An 18,100-nucleotide genomic window follows, 5' to 3' on the forward strand; every position below is an offset into this window, starting at 1 on the left:
TGGTTTTGCGTGTTTAATAACCATATTATGTGGGGAAAGTAATCGGGTATATATTCTGTATAAACAGCCTATTTTTTGAGGATAGACTGTGGAAATGGTGTGGAATACTATTTTGGATTCTTCCAGACCGCTAATGTCCAGAAAATTGCCCACGGGAGTAGGTTGAAGATTGGTATTGACAGGCCGATGAATGCTAAAAGCAGCATGATTGGTTTCTGTCCCGAATTTCGCCCAAAAATCGGATTTATGAAAGTGAATTTATAAATGAAGTATATAATCAAAAGTTGCAGGAGGAAGAGTCCTAGAAAAAGTCCGTATACTGCAAAAAACATACCTCCTGGGTGTAGATTTCCTAGATCAAATCCAAAAAATGTTTCACTAATGTAGTTTATTACTTCAAAAATGCTACTAAACACTTTTTTTGCCATGTTGAGTAATGTCACACCAAACCCTCCCGCTTTTTCTGATTCTACGCTACCGCTGCCAAAGATACTATCAACAGCAATACCAACTCCAAAAAAGACGGCAAGTAAAATACCAAGCGGAAGTTGTATAAAGATGTAGGCCGGAATCGACCATGACCAGATACTGTATGTTACTGTTGTGGCTTTGAGTTGTTTTGCGCTACGACGAAGAGTACTTGGTTTTCCGACGTGCCGCATTTGTTGTAGTTTTTTTAAACTACTCTTTCTGCGTGGCTGTGCAAATTCCTCTTCTTCAATGAAGGGTCGTTCTTCTTCAGGTGAGAGCTCTGGTGTTGGTGTGGCGTTTTGTGTCTCTCCAAGCTGAGTTGGCTGCATGCCTTTAGTGGCGTACTCAGCGATGAAGGCCTCATCAACTGTTTTCCGGTCGCTTCCCCGCTGGTTTCTTGGTGCACCAGGCATTGCAGAGGTACGAACGTTCTTCGTGATATTCCTTTGCAGAAGATCGCTACGGTCAGCTGAAGTACGTCTTACGCTGCCAGGCGACGGAACAGTGTTTTTGTTTTGAGTGCTAACATTTCGAATTGTTGATGATTGCCTTGCTAGGCCAATTTTGGTACCGAACTTTGCATCATTAACAGCTCCGCTAGTAGAGGTTTTTTCTACATTTCTAATTGCGTTTTCGCCAGCTGCCATATTAGTAGCAGTATACTACATTCGTGAAGCTTGCAGTTCTTCTCGAGCACGCTTAATTTGGAGGAGTTGCGATGGATCTGAGGTGATGATTTGATCTTCAGTGTACGACGCTATCACTTTTAATGCTACGTGTTTTAAGCCTGCAAAGAAGATACCCTCCCCTACGTTTGATTCTAAAAGCAAGAACTTTTCCTCGTCAGTGAGATTGAATGTTTTTTGAATATTATCAATCGCGGTTGGTGACTGCTTCATTAAGAACTGGATTGAAGAGTTGGTGATCATCGGCACTCCATATGGTGAGCGAAGGAAGTCGTCCACATCCTGGGTTATGGTGGCGATACCGAGATAGTATTTTCGACCACGTTTCGCAAGAGAGAAGAGGAATGAAGCGGTGTCTTCGGATTTCATCATCCACCATGCCTCATCGATTACCATGAGACGTCTTGCAACGCGCCGTCTGATTGAGCTCCAAATGAAGTTGGTAATGATATACATCGCGATGGTTTTTAGCTCATCTTCCATGTCACGGAGAGAAAACACTACAAACTTTTGGTTGATGTCGACGTTGGTTGGCTTATTCATGAAGCCGGCCCAAGTACCCGAAGTATACTTTTGCAGTCGGGTGATAAGTGAAGAGCTGCCGTCCATACCAGCTAATACCATTTCGAAGTCAGTCAAAAGCGGTGGTTCCATGTCTCCAAAGTCAGCATCACCGGTGATGTCTTTGAGGGCGTATGTTTCTTGAATGGCAAGATCGATTAACGTTTCTTCTTCTGGAGTGAGGCCGCCGAGCATAAGACGGAAAAGGCCTACTAGTTCAATCACATGAGTACGCAGCACATCGTGCGGATCCTCGTCCTCACTTGGCGGTGGTAGGTCAAATGGATTTACATGGTGGTTTGAAGAGAGTGAAATATTAAAGAAACGACCGCCAGTCGCGTCAGCTAAATATTCATATTCTCTTTCTGGGTCGAGCACAATAACCTCGGTCCCAAACATAAGCGAACGAAGGATTTCGAGTTTAAGGCCGTATGACTTCCCTGCTCCAGAGGTGGCGAAAGTCACTGAGTTATAGTTGGTAAGACTGTAGCGGTCGAAAAGTACGAGCGAAGAGTTGTGGCGGTTAATGCCGTACAAAATGCCAGTGTCCGCGGTTAGGTCGAATGAAGTAAATGGGAAAAAACTTGAAAGTGGTTCTGAGTTGAATTTGCTATGCACCAACAGTTCATCATTGGCGAGCGGCAAAATACTCTTGAGTCCTTGCTCTTGTTGGAATAGAGCTGGTTTTACTGCTACGAGACGTGAGTCAAGGATGCCGCGAATTTCATTTTCTACTTTATTGATTTCGCTTTCGTTTTCGCCGTAAATAGAAAGATAGAAACCAACGTTAAAAAGCCGCTCTTCCGCTTGTTGTAGTTTATCGCGCAGATCTTCTAGGTTGCGATACGCTGCTTCAAGTTGCGGGTCGCGTACTTCCCCTTTTTCAGCTTTGATATTGATTTGGCTCTGTACTTCGGCTACTTTCTTTTGGAATTTTTTGAGCGTTTCAGCTGTGTCGATGGGGTGTACGAAGATTGATACATCTAATTCTTTGGCTAGGTTTAGGACTGGTTCAATCCAGCCATCATTTAGAAAACGCGGGTATGAAACAGCATAATACACACGAGCATTAATGCCGCTGATGTTAATGCTGCGGGGAGTGATGCTGATTGCTGACGGTGCGATGATGTCGGTTAGAGTGAGTAGCTGATCGCTCACTTTCTCCTCATTGTTTCCGGTTGATTTTGGTTGTAGTGAATCTAAAAGGCCCATATGTGTAGCTTAATTATCAATAACCGGTGCTGATCCAGTCGGATCGCCTGGGTTGTAGAGGTGGTAATAGAGTTCAACGAGGTCGTCTTTTTGTAGGGTGATAGTGCGGACGCCGACACGAGCGAGTCCTTCTGTTACCATGCCAACACGCTGTTCAAGTTGGATGCGATGTTCTTCAAATTGTGTATCGCTCGGGAGAGACGATCGATTTTGTCCAGGAGTGAAGAGGCTGGTGAGTCCTTTGGTAATACTTAACTTGGTTGGAGTATACGGCACAACCACAAAGAAGCTTTTGCTCATTACATCAACATCCTGTGTGAACGTGCGGATAAACTCCATATACTCGCGAAGCTGCACGCGCATAAGGTCATTGTCCTGCCCTGCCTCCATTCCAGAGAGAAGGTCTAAATACGGCTCAATATTGAGACGGCGAGATTGTACATAAATTTGTAGGGTAAAATCGAGGGTGTTGAGAAATTGTTGAAATTGCAACAAAATTACCTTTTGCTCATCGAGTGATTTAAGGGCGAAATTGACTGACGACGCCAAAAGCACCATATGCATCTGGCCATTCTTTTGCATCACCACATTATCGTTAATGTCGCGAATCGAAACAAAATCTTGAGTTGCTGCTTTTGGATTTGCCATATTATTGTTCGGTCTTTTGGATTGCTTGTAATTCTAGTCGTCTCGCCAAAGAAGCGATGTTTTTCTTCTTTCCTGCACCGGCTGGTCCATCGCCGGTTGTTTGTGCTGCTGGTGCTGAATTTTTATGTACTACATCTTCATTGCGTCGCCAGAGGTATAGTTTTTGTTTGGTGATGTAGTTGAAGAGTGCTTCCAAGAAAAATGAGAAAGGGCGATTGTTAACAGGATAGAAAGAAAGTGCTCCAGACAACAGCGCGATTGGAATACCGAGTAGTGTAAACACTACTAAGTTGGTGGTAATAAACAAAACTACTGCCATACCAAGTCCGCCACCGAGGTATAAGAATTGTCGCCAAGTAAGTGGGCCGAATATCTTGTCTTCTATTTCAATAAACTGTGGCACCTCAAAACGCATACACCACCATTATACATGGTGGTGGTGCGTTGGTGTTATGTTGGTGTGCTTACTATCCCCATGAAGGAGCACCATCTGTTCCTTCAGCCCACACTTCATAATTGTTCACACGTCCGATGTTTGCTGATTGATTCAGGCACTCATTCCCTGCGGACGCTCGCACTTATGAAGCGTGGGCTGAAGAGATTAGCGCCCCGTTCGCCCTTCTTTTAGGATTGCTTCTTGAGTCGATGAGTAAACGGTCTCTTCGTTGCCTTGAAGCTTGGCTATATCACCCGCCATGGTGCGGACTTGGGGATTTGGCTTTGCTGCTAGATTGCTGGGCTCTGGCGGTACTTGGTCTTTTGCTTCGGCAAGCATTTTCCCATCCATGAAATCAATCAAGTCTCCGGTTATTTGTAGGGCTACTTGAGCAGTAACACCAACTTCTGCCTGGAGTGATTGTGGTAATTCAGAGCGGCGACGTAGGCCAAGCACCGTGTCGCCGGTGATTAACACCAAATGTGCAGTTTTCATATCTCCGAGCTGGTACTTTTTGGCAATAGTCTCTAAGCGCTGGCTACTTTCAGGTGAACTGCAGAGTTGTTTGGTTGACTCGGACGCTGCTTCATAGGCAGCGTCTCGTTGTTCGTTAGTGATTATTGGCATGCTGGTTTTTACCTAGTGATCGGGTTTCCGTTTTGGTCTACGATTGGGTTGCCGCTATTTTGTGACCCCTGAGATTGATTGTTGCCGGTGTTATTCCCGACGGTGTTCCAGTTGCGGGCAGCGTTAAAGTTGGTGGTGATGTACTGCTTTGCGCTACTATTCTGGCCGCTTAAGATTGCGTCTCGGAGCTGATCGCGCTGTGCTGGGTCAAGCTTCTTATAGAGCTCATCCATATGTTTTGACTCAAGCTTGTTGATGGCTTCTGGGTTGTTTATGTAGGCTTCAAACGGCACAGCAGCAATCTCAGCTGGCTTACGATCGGCAAAGAAGGTTTCAAGTTCAGCGCCTTTAAATGCTTCAATCATCTGCTTTTTCCGGGCTCCCTGGTAATCGCCCTTCTGTCCGTCGGTGAAATTATCGCTCTTCATCAGGTCATCCATTTGCTTTTGGGTGAAGCGGTGGGCGTTTTCGCGAACAAAGTCATCACCGAGGTTTTCAATCTGCTTAGTGGTGAGGTTTTCGAGAGCTTTAAATGACACTTCCCCATTCTTTTCAACGGCTGCTTTTAGTGCATTTGTGCGAATAGTAGCGAGGTGATCTTTTTGTTCCTGATTGAAGTTCTTGCTGTTTGCCAAAGACTCATACTGTCCACCCTTAAGTTGACCAACAATCTCAGTGAAGTCGTCGGTGCGCTGGGTGAACATACGTTCAAGCTGTTCAGAAGTAAGACTGCCGATCTTGCTCTGCATAGCAGCCACGGTTTTGTTCATTTCTTTCATTTCATCAGCTGAAAGCTCAGGAACTTCCTGTGCTGCCCGCATTTCGGCCACCTGTTCTTGTAGTTTGAGGCGCTCTTCCATATCAATGTGTTCACCGCCCATTTCTACATCACCCCCAGCTAGCTTAGCTTCAGCTGCTTGACCTTCTTGAACGAGGCGTGCGCGATTTTCGTGTAGGTAGAGGTTGCGTCGTGCGTCAATTCCTTCAGCCACAACATCATTGGCACCAACTTGTGCGTTGATAGTGTCTTTGCGATTTTGTTCCTCGTCGCGAGTATATTTCATGCCAAACTTGGCGTTCTTGAGCTTGGTGCTACCCTCTCGGCGTAGATCATCAACCACTACGCTATTTCCAACTTTTCGAGCCAATTTTCCAGCTACTGTGTTTTTGTTGGCATTTTGCATGCGGGAGATTTGTCGATCAAGAGCGGCTCCAGTGGCGTATGAAAGTCGTCGCGCCCCCCGTCCGGCAGTGTTAGCAGCAGCAGATTTGGTGGTTCTGATGGCTGCACGCTGCAGGCTGCGCTGTGCCCGGCCCTGCAAATTTTTACCAAAACCAATCATTGTTGAAGCGCCGTCTGCTCCCATTTTATTAGCTACTACTACAGCAGCAATCATAAAGATACAAGCTAACATGAATGGTGGTAGTGTTGAGCCAAAATTAGTTAAAGTTGCGCTTCCCATTCCAGAAAAAGTTTCTGGATAGTTTGGCTTCTGTCCATTAACACTCATAACTTTTGCCCAGGCATTAAGCAGGTAGATAGAGAAATAGACTAAAAGCAGGTAGATTGGTGCAAAAAATGATCTACCCAAAAACCCATGCCAGTACTTGCTGGTGATACTAGACATTTGTGGGAACACCCAGCTTAAGAACATTAGTGGTGACAGCACCATGTACAAACAGAGTGCTGCGTAGCGTATAAAAAGCATAATGGCGCCAGCTGCAAATACGAAGGCTGTCACAATAAACAGAATCATTGCGCCAAAAATGTACGCATAACCGGCTCCGTCAGTTTCAGTTTTTGGCATGGCGCTATCACCAGTGCTCAGAATATTTTGAATGCCGAAGGTGTCCATAAAACCAAGGCTAACAGTGAGGTCGCCAGTGCTAGCATCCTTTGGGAAGCCCTTAGCAATTTGGGTGGCCATGATGTTTGAAAAGTCGACAACTGTTTTGGTGATGTAGAGACTGAAGTTTACGAGGAGAGCGGCCATGATAAGGCTTACGAGCCAGCGTCGAGTACCAGGATCATCGCTATTTAAAATCATCTTCAGACCAATAAAGACCAGGCCAAAAATGAAAGTGATGTTAAAAATATCACGTACTGCTACCCAGAGAATATCTACGGCGCCACCAATACCGCTGGTGAGAAAGTTGGTTCCAAAGCCAACGACGTACTCGTTGACACCCCAGTCAAGCGCAAGCCCTGCCAGACCAACTAAACGGCCGAAGAATCCAACCACTAGACTCCACAAAGCCTGCTGGAACCAAGGAGCTTCACTTCCCTGTGCAAAGGACAACAGTGGAACAAGCATCAGCAGCGTGACGAGGATGGTGATTATGGTGATGTGGTGGGTTCGGCTAGACATAGTGCGTTATGGTAGGATTGCGTCCCACTCAGTTTTTGAATTTGTAATATCAGCTTGTGTGTACAAGTCTAACTTCTGATAATCAGCAATGTAGATTATTTTGAGAGATTCTGAGCTAGCTGCTTCGTAGTTGGTGATAATATCAGTCAGCTTTGTAATCAGAGTGTTGGTTGTGTCGATAATATTTTGTGCATCGCCGGCAGCGGCAGTTGCGATGCTTGATGAAGCTGCTGGTGTGGTTGATGCACTGGCGTAGGTCTCAAGTTGTGGTTTGTAGAGCGAAGCGAGGTTCTTGTAGTCTTTTTGAGTTTGTAAATCAGCTTTCATTTGTACCAAAGTAGAATCTACGCTTGAAGCAGCTGCCTGATTAGCCGTAGTGATCACCGCGTTCCAAGAGCTCTTTGAAGCGTTTATGTCTGATTGTGTATGAAGTGGTAAGGCAGAATAGTCTTCCATAACCTTAGCTTGGTCAGTAGCGTTTGTTGCTGCTGAATAATCAGATATTTGACTGTTTAGGTTCAACAAATTGCCTGTGGTGTCAGCAATAACGGTATCGGTTTCAATGATAGCTGCGTTGGCAGCGGCTACAACAGAGGCTGAGGCGGTCGTGCTGGCTGCGATTGCTTGAAGTTCAATCTTTTTTGCGATGGCTAAATCTCGATAGGCGATTTCGAGATCACGCGCATCTTCAAGTATTTTGAGGCCAGAATTAGCGGAAACAACTGAACTTTCAGACTGCATTTGTGCCAAGTATGAGCCGCCGCTGAAGCCGGAATAGGTGAAGCCGGTTCCGCCAGAGAGGCCGAGCAGGCCAGCGGCTCCAGTAAACACAGTTTGTGCGAGCTGACCAAGTAGAGCAGAGATAATCTCGTTCATTTCATCAGCGGTAACGAGTGATTGACGGCCAGAGTCGAGGTTGAAAGAAAGTGCCTCTTCAATAATTTTCCCGGGCTTAGTGATGGCACATTCTTCAGTGTCACCATTGGCACCGCTTACTATTTGGCAGATTTCACCAGAAAGGAACCCATCTCCCCACTCGAGCTTAAATGCTTCTTCTCCCTTAGCATTTAGAATGCGCACGTGAGCACCAGTCTGGGCCGCTAACGTAGCACCATAGGGAGTGTAGGTCTCTGGCTGGGCGGTGATGTCAAACCAGTCATTCCAGCCACCTTCTCCGAAACTACCCTGTGCTCCGTCGAGGAAGCCGCTGATATTATCGATAATCCCTGAGAGGGTACAGGTTGGGGCTGGTTGGTCGACGCGGGAGCGTTGATATTGAAGCGCTAGGGCGATTTGGATATCGAGCTTGAACGGGTCACAAAGGAAAGAGCCAAGGCCACCAAGGTTTTGAATATATTCCCCCATCACCCTGTCTGCAACGTCAGTTAGGAATCTAGACAAATCTTGTACAAACATTGGACTGCCTTTGAAGCCGGAGTTTATCCAATTCACCAGACTATCTACCATTGAAGAAATCACCGCTTTAGCAAGGGTCCAAGCGATGCTATCAAGCACGCTTTCCTTAATCCAAAGATTTTCTGTTGCCCACGACGTGACGTATGACCATCCTTCAATCAGCGTGTTCAAGGCATTAATAAAAATAAGTTCAATATTGTTGAACACTTGGGTGTGCTCTGTTGCCCTATCAACAGCTCCCCCCGCGTGTGCGTATTGAACCTTGTTCCAGTCCTGTGGAGTATAAGTCGCAGCTACGGCAAAAATCATAAAAATTGATGTAACAAGGACTTTCTTTAGGTATGTAAAAAAGGTTTCCATAGGTATTTTGTAATTAATTAACTTTGAAAATCAGGACTAAAAACAACAAATAGTGCGGCAGGATCATCTTTTTTTATCAGGGGCGCGTAGGGCTCAAGGGAGGCATACATATTTTGCATAGCCAATCCCAAGCCTCGAACATCCTCCTGGTACCGCTTCAGCCTTAAAAGCGCAACAACAGGATCGTCCAGGGCGATTGACATGGCTGCAATATCTGCGTGAATAGCAGTAAGCGTGTTTAGGAAGTCAAGGTGCTCCTTAACTAAAAAACTTGGAACAGGAACCTTGAGAGTGTCCGTAATGTATCCTTCGTAGGCAACAGCAATGGCTTCTAACTCAGCAATTTTTTCCCTGTTTCCATTCACGACGACATCATTCATAAGTGTAAGCTCATTCTCTGTTCCTGGAGTGCTGTTTTCTATTAAAATAGCCGCAAGCGTATTGGCGTAGTTTCGCACGTCTTGTTGATCCCAGTCGTTCATAATATCAATATCGGGAGTGTCATATAGTTCAATATTTGTTTGTTCAGCTAGGCTATTGACCGTATATTGCACTACTTCTTCTTCTGACTTACCAAATGGTCCATAGTTCTTTGAACGAATAACGTCTTCAAGGAAATGAATACTCATTTGGCCAGTGAGCGTGGTTGGTTGCTCGTAGGTGCTGCTAGCTGAGTTATTCAAAACGATCGGTTCTGTTGTCACGAAGTCGTCCCGCCAGTCTTCGATTCCGTTTTGATCTTCGTCATTGACTGCAATTGCTACACGTTCCGGTGCAACCGCTCCAATAGCAGCTGGCTGTGAGACGGTCCGAGGATTATTGAGGCTGCTTAGTGTGTAGGCACCACCAATTAACGCAAAACCAATGATGGTCGCGCCAACGATTTTTGGGTTAATTTGCCCCTGCATACAGTAATAAGTATAGCAGTACAAATTCCTAATATCTGCAAAATATACTCACAAGTGTGTAAGTCTGTGAATAACTCTGGGGATATGTGGCTAATTAGTGGTGTTTAGAGCATGTAGAGCTTGCGTAAGTTCAATCCACTTGGCAAGCGGGACATCTTCAGCGCGCACATCAAGAGTGAGTCTGGTTTTTGTTAAGGCGACTTCAGCTGTTGTTCTTGGAAACGATTTGGAGAGATTGCCAAGGAGTTGTTTTCTTTTTTGCGCAAAACCCAGATGGATAACCTTAAAAAAATCGGCGTGGGAAATTTCTCCGACACGGTTCTTATGAATGTTTTTGACAGCAACAATAGCGGAGTCAACTTTTGGTGGAGGAGAAAAGTGGCTTCGTTTCACCGTACATATATATGAAGGATCGCCAAACACTTTGACTGAAAGCGAAAGCAGGGATTCTTTTTTATCGCGAGCGATGCGTTCTGCTACCTCTTTTTGAATTAAAAATACGAGCGTTTTAGGCTGGTTGGTAGTGTCGAGGAGTTGTCTAAAGAGATTCCCAGTAAGATAGTATGGGATGTTAGATATGACGATATAGCTATGATTGGCAAGGCCAAATTGAGCAGGCTTAATAATTCGAGCGTCATGATGGTGGAGAGTTAGCTGACCGCGAGCAATTGCGTCAGCAAAAGTTTCTCGAAGAGACATAATTGCTCGCTCGTCAGCCTCCACCGCGATTACTCTTGCTCCTCGCGCCAAAATCTCTCTCGTCAGAGCGCCTGTCCCTGGACCAATTTCAAGCACTGTTTCTCCAGCAATGTCCCCCGCTGCAGCACACATTTGCCGTGGTACATAGTCACTGTTTAGAAAATTTTGTCCTAAGGACTTTTTGTGCTCGAATTTTTCAGCCATAGTGATTCAAGCCTACGGTATTTAGTGTAAATAAACAAGAAAAACCATGGTTGCCCGTGATTTTTCCTAATCTAGATAGACAGTAGTTTCGTAACCAGAACTATGACCACTTTCTGGCTCGGCGTGTTCAACATATTCAGTACTGATATCATTGAGGAATTCCGACGGCACGTTTACGCGTTGGCTACCAAAGATGGTGCGCATATGAGCGTAGGTGAGAAAGACCTTCTTTTCAGCACGTGTGAGTGCTACATAGAAGAGTCGGCGCTCTTCTTCATTATCAATCCGTCCGTCATCGAGTCGTTCGTGCGGGAATAGTCCCTGTTCAAGGCCGGTGATAAACACGTAGGCGAATTCTAATCCTTTCGCGGCATGAATGGTCATGAGACGAACTGCGTTTTGCTCTTCTTTTTCTTTTAGCTCATCTTGGTCACTTTGGAGCGCGGCGTTCTCAAGGAGTTGTTCAACCGCTTCACTTGGTTCGAGGTGATTAAAGCGGCTTGCCAAAGTGACAAGTTCGCGGAGGTTTTCAAGTCGCTCCATTGCTTCCTCTGTTCCTTCTTCGCGAAGGGATCCTTCTATTTGGCTCCGCGACATAATGAATTTAATAGTGTCAGACAGTGGCTTTTCAACCGCTGCCTTTGCTATGTCCATCATGATATCGTCAAACACTTTTACTTTGGCAGCGGCTCCAGCGTTGAGCTCACTGCGTTTTCCTTCCACTACCTTCAGCATTGTCACTTTACCAATGCCGCGAGCAGGTTCGTTGATAATGCGAGTCAGATCAGCATTACTGCCGGGGTTTAGTGCTAGTCGGAGATACGACAAAACATCCTTAACTTCCTTTCGCTCAAAGAACTTAGTACCAAGGAGTTGGTATGGCACATCCATATTGATAAAAGCTTCTTCAAGTGAGCGAGATTGGAAATTAGTGCGGTAGAGAACAGCTATTGCAGCCGGATCTGCGCCATCAGCAATCAGGCTTTTGGCGGTTAAAGCGATATATTCAGCCTCGTCCGGTCCGGTCATTCCGGCATAGAGGGTGATTTTCTCGCCATCGTGGTTATTGGTGAAGACATTCTTTTCAACGCGCTGTTTATTTTTTTTGATTACCTCATTTGAGGCGGCAATAATAGTTTTGGTTGAACGATAATTTTCTTCAAGAAGAATCGTTTTAACTCGTGGGGAATGGCGTTCAAATTGCAGTACATTTTTGATGTCGGCGCCCCGCCAAGAGTAAATATTTTGGTCGATGTCGCCGACGACGCAAATATTTTGGTCTTCGCTTGCGAGTAGCTCCATGATTGAAAACTGCACGCGGTTTGTGTCCTGGAATTCATCGACGTGAATATACTTATAGCGCTGCTGCAGTGTTTCGCGAATATCTTTATGGTTGCGTAGCAAGCGCAAGGTTTTGGCGAGCAAGTCATCGAAATCAAGAGCTTGTTCACTATGGAGTATCGTTTCATATTTTTCCCACACTTCAGCGGCGACTTGTTCAGGGAATGAATTAGCAGCGTCCTTAAATTCAAGCACGGTCTTCGCGTCGCCTTTAGCGCGGGAAATTATCGATAGCATTTTGCGTGGCTCAAATTCTTTCGGGTTGTACCCCGCTTGTTCAATCGCTTGCTTAATCGCTTTTTGACTGTCGCTGCGATCGTAAATGGTGAAGTGGCGCCGCAGATTCATGGTTTCATGGAATTCACGCAGCAGGCGGACGCCGAGTGAGTGAAACGTGGTAACAACCGGGTAGCTATCGATCACCGCTCGATCAGAGGGGAAGTATTTTTGTGTTAGTGCGACCACACGCTCCCTCATTTCTTTGGCAGCTTTATTGGTAAAAGTGACCGCGAGAATGTTGTGAGGAGCTACTCCTTGGTGAATGAGGTGGACAATGCGATGGGTAATGACACGTGTCTTTCCCGATCCGGCGCCAGCGAGAATCATTAGGGGTCCTTCTGTGTATAAAACAGCTTCCTTTTGTGGGTCGTTGAGGCCGTCAGTGTATGCTTGTGGTGCAGTCATGTCGGGACATGATAACACAACGAACAGTTTCACGATCAATCAAAATAGGTAATGGTACGCTCAGATGTCAACTATAAAAAATCCTTGAAGATGCTAAAAGTAAGTTACCTACAAATATGTTCCACTCATACGTTCGCTATTTAAAGCGGTCACTCTATGCGGATAAGTACGATATTGTTCGTCCCTACCATAAGGTGATTGATTTGCTTATCAAGTTAGCTGGTCTCGCTTTTGCATTTACGGGAGCGTATCTTATTTACACAGCTTCATTTTGCTACTTCAAGCTACACTACATAGAGGTTAGTCCGACGTGCCAAATGATATTTACTCAAATTAATATAAATGGTTTTTTGGCTAGTCGTGATGTTGTTGAAGTGTTGGTGATGCGTTGGTTGTGGGGTGCGGGGAATCTGTTGATTGCGCTCTTCGCGTCACAGGTTCTGATTGTACGTCATTTAAATGAAACGCTGCCGGATCATATATACTTACGTTGTTTTGCTGATGAAGAGCATAAGCGAAAGCGGTTGTCGATTGATGATACACTGTAGGCACGCAACCGTATCGTGAAGCGTTGTTGCCTGGTAGGTCGTGCATAGACCCGGTTTTTTTGCCGGAGATTGAACATTGGTCATCTTTTCGTTGCGGTTCTTACACTGCAGATTGGGTAGCAAAAGCAATTGGCATCACTCATCCACCTGCAAATTTACTCTTAATTGGACCAATTTGGTTTGATTTGTTTCGGCCAATTACACCCCGAGACATGATGGAGCTATTTAAGGCAAGAGGTATGAATACCGTACAGATATTCTTGTCAAAATTAAGCGATGCGGAAAGGCTGCGTTGGCTTAAGTATCAGATAGCCGTCAGAAGAAGGCCGCCGGTCCTTTTGATTCGAACAACCACGTTGCACTGGCTTGCTGTTGGTGGGTACGATGATGATAAAGAGGTGTTTTATGTGTACGACCCCAATGTTGGCAGGGTGTCCACTGATCCAGATTTACCTATCGGGAATTGCATGTACCGTTACGATAAACTGCTACGTGTCTGGCGCGGAAGGTGGTGGTTACGTTATCGCTCCATTTTGGTTACTGAAGTTTCTCCTCGAGATTTATCAAACGAGAAAAAAGAATTGGTGTTAAACGCATACGCTCGGGGTGAATTAGTACATCAAAATCCAATGATTGAGAAAAGTCTGCGCTCACTTAGTGATTAGGTTACGGCGGGCAATAATACGTGTAGAAGTGATACCATACACACATGGAAACAAAGTTTAATTATCAAGAAGCATTTTTACGAAACATCGGGTTGGTGTCTGAAGCAGAGCAACAAAAAATTGCTTCTGCAGTAGTCGCCATTCCCGGAATGGGTGGCGGTGGTGGGTCAAATTTGATTGCGCTCGTTCGACAAGGATTTCAAAAGTTTAAAATTGCTGACCTTGATACGTATGAGCTGAAGAATTTCAATCGCCAGTATGGGGCCAGGATGGATACACTTGGTCGAAGTAAGGTGGATGTGATGAAGGAAGAGGTGTTGAAAATTAACCCTCAGTGTCAAATCGAAGTATTCTCTGATGGAATCAATGAAACGAATATCGCGCACTTTCTGGACGGTGTTGATTTGTCGGTCGATGCGCTTGATGCATTTGCTGTTGATACACGGCGTTTATTTTTCAATCAATCTTTACAAAGAAACATACCAGTTATTACGGCCGGACCAATTGGTTTTGGATCAGCATTCTTGATTTTTATGCCGGGCGGTCCAAATTTTGATGACTATTTTGCTATTCATGATGGTATGTCGTACCAAAAGAAACTCGTCTCATTTTTGGTTGGGTTAGTACCAGCGCTTTTACAGCGTCCGTACATGAAAAAGACGAATCTTGAGGAAAAGCGTGGTCCATCATCGATGGGTTCGATTAATATTGGTGCGGGCATCGTGGCTATATATGCGGTCAAGGTTTTGCTTCGCAAAGGGGTAATCCGAGCAGTTCCCTACTATCATCAATTTGATGTGATGCGCGACAAGTATGTAGTGAAGAGGTTGTGGTTTGGAAACCGAAATCCAATCCAAAGACTAAAGATTGCTATTGCTCGATATTTGACCAGTGATTAAAAAGAGCGCGGCCCGAAGGGCCGCGCTCTTTTTAGTATTCGAACACATCGCTCGACCGTAACTTCAAATCATCATTTTCCTCGAATTTGTATACCAGAAAACCAAACTACGTATTTTAATACTGTCAATAATATTTTTACGGCTTTGAATAAAGCCCGTTTGAGATTATTTTGAGTGACGGTAAAAAGTGTATTTCGTCAATTGCCTTCGTGGTTGGCTCCGGTAAAATAGCTGGCGTACCAAGTTGTTGGTGCGAACGGGAGCCGTTGTGCTCTCTTTCATTTTTCTAAGTACGGAAGTAACGACAGAACAGCGGTGAGACCTAACAACAGCCTATTCAACCCAACCAACAGCCAACTGAAGATCTGACGCATAGAAAGATTCAGCAGTGTTCATATAGTGCTACATTTACTACACGTGTGCGTGTGGCTACTGAGCTAACCGTTCTTGCTCTTGCGGTAGCTGTGCCGGTATCGGTTCATGCCGGCTTTTTTAGTAAGTTATTTAATAAGGCGGCAGCGGAAGTTTCTTCCTCAGCCCTATCAGCTGGAGTATCAGCAGCCGATACTCCCCTTTTAATTGCATTGCAGAACCCGAATCCTTTAAGTGGTCGCGGCGGCGCGGAGATTATTGTCGATAATGATGTGTTGGTTTCAACAGGGCCAGTTGGTGAAGATGAGATTGCCGAGCAAAAAACTGGCATGGGCGAAATTCGCGTGTACACTGTTCGTGAAGGTGACTCGCTTTCTCAAATTGCAGAAATGTTTGGTGTCACTGCCAATACCATTATGTGGGCCAATGATATAACTAAGGCAAGTGCTATCCAGCCGGGAGATACTCTTGTTATTTTGCCAATTGTTGGTGTTCGTCATGTGGTCAAGAGCGGTGATACGATTAGTACTATTGCTAAAAAGTATGAAGGGGATGTTGCTGAGATTTTGTCGTACAATCAACTAGTATCAGCAGATGAGCTCACTGTTGGGTCAACTATTATTATTCCTGGTGGCGCTATGCACGCTGCGCCGGCTCGTGTGGCTGCGGCTGTTTCACCAGTGCGAGTATCTGGAGCGGGAGCGGCTTCTGCAAGTGGTTACTTTTCACACCCAGCTCCAGGTTCAGTTAAAACTCAGGGTATCCACGGCTATAACGCCGTTGACTTAGCTGGAGCGTACGGTTCGTCAATCAGGGCTGCAGCTGCTGGTGAAGTAATCGTTTCTAAGAGTTCAGGGTGGAATGGTGGTTACGGACAATATGTTGTTATTCGTCATGGGAACGGTTCGCAGACACTATACGCTCATTTGATGCGTAACGATGTGGGCGTTGGGGAGTATGTGTCACAAGGGGAAGTGATTGGTGGTATGGGCAGTACTGGAAAATCGACGGGTACACACGTCCACTTTGAAGTGCGTGGAGCAACAAATCCATTTTAGGTTATAACACAAGAGCGCGGCCCTTCGGGCCGCGCTCTTGTGTTATATAGCGACACGATATTGCAATGCTTCAAGGACGTGTGGAACGGTAATGTTTGTAGAACCCTCAAGATCCGCAATGGTTCGAGCTACCTTTAACAATCGGTGGTAACTGCGAGGGGAAAGATTCAGTCGTTGGCTTGAAGTTCTTAAAATTTCTGTGACAGCGGTGTCTAGGTGTATGTGTGACCCAACTTCTTTAGCTGTCATTTCGGAATTGGTTTTAGTCTCTGCAAATCTGCTTGTTTGTTTCTCGCGTGCTTTTGTTATTTGAGCGCGAGCAACGGCAGTTTCGTTTGTTGTGGTGGGAAGCTTTGTGAGAGTTTCGTATGGTACATGCGGCACTTCCACCCAGAGGTCAATGCGATCAAGAATTGGTCCTGATACTTTGTTTTTATATGTTTCCTGCATGGCTCGGGCAAGGTCCGTGGTGCCGTTTTCACTACCGCGATAAGGGTTGAGAGCTGCCACTAAAAGAAAATTGGCAGGAAATTCTGCTGTGCCATGTACGCGAGAGATGGTTACTACCCGGTCTTCTAGCGGCTGGCGGAGCGCGTCAAGTGAGCGTCGTTCAAATTCTGGAAATTCATCCATAAAGAGAACGCCGTGATGAGCAAGGGTGATTTCTCCCGGCTTCGGGTGTGTGCCGCCGCCAACCAAGCTGGTATGGCTGGCGGTGTGGTGTGGGCTGCGAAACGGTGGTTGAGTGCTTACTTGATAGTTATTGCCAGTCAATGAGTGAATTGCAGTGACAGTAAGTGCCTCTTCTCGAGTGAGAGGTGGTAATATTGCGCGCAACGCTCGTGCAAGCATGGTCTTGCCAGTTCCTGGCGGGCCCACAAACATGATGTTGTGTTTCCCTGCGGCAGCGATGATAAGTGCGCGCTTAGCACTTTCTTGCCCTTTAATGTCTTCAAGTGAAACGGAGCTTTCGAACCAGCTACTTGATATTACTGTTGGTTCTTGTGCAGACAAAGTGAAGCTGTCTTTTTCTGATGGCGCAATGTGTTTAATGACCTCCTCAAGATTAGAAGCAGCACACACGGTAATTTTTTCAATGAGCGCAGCTTCGGTTGCGTTTTCTGCAGGAACAACAATTTCATCAAAACCAAACTTAGCTGCTTCTGAAACAGCGTTTAAAACGCCGCGCACTGGACGGAGAGCTCCGTCCAGCCCCAATTCGCCCACGAAACATCGCTTCTTCGTGTCGGTGGAAATTTCACCTGCAGCTAGTAAATATGCAATTGCAATTGGGAGATCAAACAGCGGACCTTCTTTTTTTAGGTCTGCTGGTGAAAGTGAGATAATAACCTTCTGATTTTTTGTTTTTGGCGATGCAAAACCAGTGTGTTTAATTGCGCTCCCAACACGATCTTTAGCTTCATCAATTGCTTTACCAGCCAAGCCAACGACAGAGAATGAGTGTAGACCTCTTGATATATCAGCCTCTATGCAAACGACAGTGCCGCGCAAGACTTCTGGTTGAATGGTAAAAACCTTTGCAACTGACATAAATATTTACAACGGTAATTCCTTTTCTCGGTCTCGGTTAGCGATAGTGGTCCGGGCGGCAGGGTTTATCTGAAGTCTTTCTGGCTCAATCTCTAGGCCACTGATTTCACAAATGCCGTATGTTCCCAGCTTCATTTTTTCAAGCGCTCGGGTGATGTTGCGGTACCTTGTTTCTAATTGTTCAAGGAGCGCTGCGTGTGTCCCCCACTCTTCGGTTGCGTCGGCCACTACGTTTTCGTCGGCGCTCCCAGTGGTCTCGTCTTTGATTGAGGCTATCCAATCTCCAGTTTTATGGTCTTGCGTTGCAATCGTTTCAAGTTGTTCTGTAATTTGTGAAAGTTCTGCTTCAAGCGAAGTTTTGTACGTATCGTATTGTTGCATGTCT

Annotated in this window: 16 protein-coding genes; 4 read left to right on the plus strand and 12 right to left on the minus strand. The window is 45.6% G+C overall.

What is annotated here, in order from left to right; translation table 11 throughout:
* Positions 1-107 precede the first annotated feature (107 nt).
* From H6780_01850 to H6780_01895, 10 genes are all read right to left on the minus strand, one after another.
* A complete protein-coding gene (locus tag H6780_01850; protein USN89142.1) occupies positions 108-1,118 on the minus strand; it encodes a hypothetical protein in 1,011 nt (336 codons plus the stop codon).
* A 15-nt stretch (positions 1,119-1,133) separates the two neighbouring features.
* Positions 1,134-2,930 (minus strand): conjugal transfer protein TraC, encoded by a 1,797-nt coding sequence (locus H6780_01855; GenBank protein USN89143.1) that lies wholly within the window; start codon positions 2,928-2,930, stop codon positions 1,134-1,136.
* 9 nt (positions 2,931-2,939) lie between these two features.
* The gene (locus tag H6780_01860; protein USN89144.1) at positions 2,940-3,578 is read right to left on the minus strand and encodes a hypothetical protein; all 639 of its coding nucleotides are present in this window, start codon (positions 3,576-3,578) and stop codon (positions 2,940-2,942) included.
* 1 nt (position 3,579) lies between these two features.
* Complete coding sequence (locus tag H6780_01865; protein USN89145.1) at positions 3,580-3,993, minus strand: PrgI family protein; 414 nt, start codon at positions 3,991-3,993, stop codon at positions 3,580-3,582.
* A 186-nt stretch (positions 3,994-4,179) separates the two neighbouring features.
* Positions 4,180-4,509, minus strand: coding sequence for a hypothetical protein (locus tag H6780_01870; GenBank protein ID USN89146.1), 330 nt, complete (start codon positions 4,507-4,509; stop codon positions 4,180-4,182).
* A gap of 140 nt (positions 4,510-4,649) precedes the next feature.
* Positions 4,650-7,010, minus strand: coding sequence for a hypothetical protein (locus H6780_01875; protein USN89147.1), 2,361 nt, complete (start codon positions 7,008-7,010; stop codon positions 4,650-4,652).
* A gap of 6 nt (positions 7,011-7,016) precedes the next feature.
* Positions 7,017-8,786, minus strand: a complete 1,770-nt coding sequence (locus H6780_01880; GenBank protein ID USN89148.1) for a hypothetical protein — start codon at positions 8,784-8,786, stop codon at positions 7,017-7,019.
* 17 nt (positions 8,787-8,803) lie between these two features.
* Positions 8,804-9,694 carry a hypothetical protein gene (locus tag H6780_01885; protein ID USN89149.1) on the minus strand — a complete coding sequence of 297 codons (891 nt, stop codon included), beginning with the start codon at positions 9,692-9,694 and terminating at the stop codon, positions 8,804-8,806.
* 90 nt (positions 9,695-9,784) lie between these two features.
* Positions 9,785-10,597: a ribosomal RNA small subunit methyltransferase A gene (rsmA, locus tag H6780_01890; protein USN89150.1), complete on the minus strand. Its 813-nt coding sequence runs from the start codon at positions 10,595-10,597 to the stop codon at positions 9,785-9,787.
* Positions 10,598-10,663: 66 nt separating this feature from the next.
* Complete coding sequence (locus tag H6780_01895) at positions 10,664-12,622, minus strand: UvrD-helicase domain-containing protein (protein USN89151.1); 1,959 nt, start codon at positions 12,620-12,622, stop codon at positions 10,664-10,666.
* A 116-nt stretch (positions 12,623-12,738) separates the two neighbouring features.
* On the opposite strand from H6780_01895, the gene H6780_01900 reads away from it, so the two are divergent.
* The 4 genes from H6780_01900 (at position 12,739) to H6780_01915 (ending at position 16,164) form a co-directional block, all read left to right on the plus strand.
* On the plus strand, positions 12,739-13,170 hold the full coding sequence (locus tag H6780_01900; GenBank protein ID USN89152.1) for a hypothetical protein: 432 nt from the start codon (positions 12,739-12,741) through the stop codon (positions 13,168-13,170).
* A gap of 239 nt (positions 13,171-13,409) precedes the next feature.
* A complete protein-coding gene (locus H6780_01905) occupies positions 13,410-13,835 on the plus strand; it encodes a hypothetical protein (GenBank protein USN89153.1) in 426 nt (141 codons plus the stop codon).
* Between the two features lie 44 nt (positions 13,836-13,879).
* Positions 13,880-14,734, plus strand: coding sequence for a ThiF family adenylyltransferase (locus tag H6780_01910; protein USN89154.1), 855 nt, complete (start codon positions 13,880-13,882; stop codon positions 14,732-14,734).
* Between the two features lie 425 nt (positions 14,735-15,159).
* Positions 15,160-16,164 (plus strand): peptidoglycan DD-metalloendopeptidase family protein, encoded by a 1,005-nt coding sequence (locus H6780_01915; GenBank protein USN89155.1) that lies wholly within the window; start codon positions 15,160-15,162, stop codon positions 16,162-16,164.
* Between the two features lie 42 nt (positions 16,165-16,206).
* On the opposite strand, the gene H6780_01920 is transcribed toward H6780_01915, so the two are convergent.
* Both H6780_01920 and H6780_01925 read right to left on the minus strand, forming a co-directional pair.
* A complete protein-coding gene (locus H6780_01920; GenBank protein ID USN89156.1) occupies positions 16,207-17,715 on the minus strand; it encodes a YifB family Mg chelatase-like AAA ATPase in 1,509 nt (502 codons plus the stop codon).
* Between the two features lie 6 nt (positions 17,716-17,721).
* A complete protein-coding gene (locus H6780_01925; GenBank protein ID USN89157.1) occupies positions 17,722-18,096 on the minus strand; it encodes a hypothetical protein in 375 nt (124 codons plus the stop codon).
* Between the last annotated feature and the right edge of the window lie 4 nt (positions 18,097-18,100).

This window comes from Candidatus Nomurabacteria bacterium (genome assembly GCA_023898565.1).
GTDB lineage: Bacteria > Patescibacteriota > Minisyncoccia > Phycocordibacterales > UBA918 > OLB19.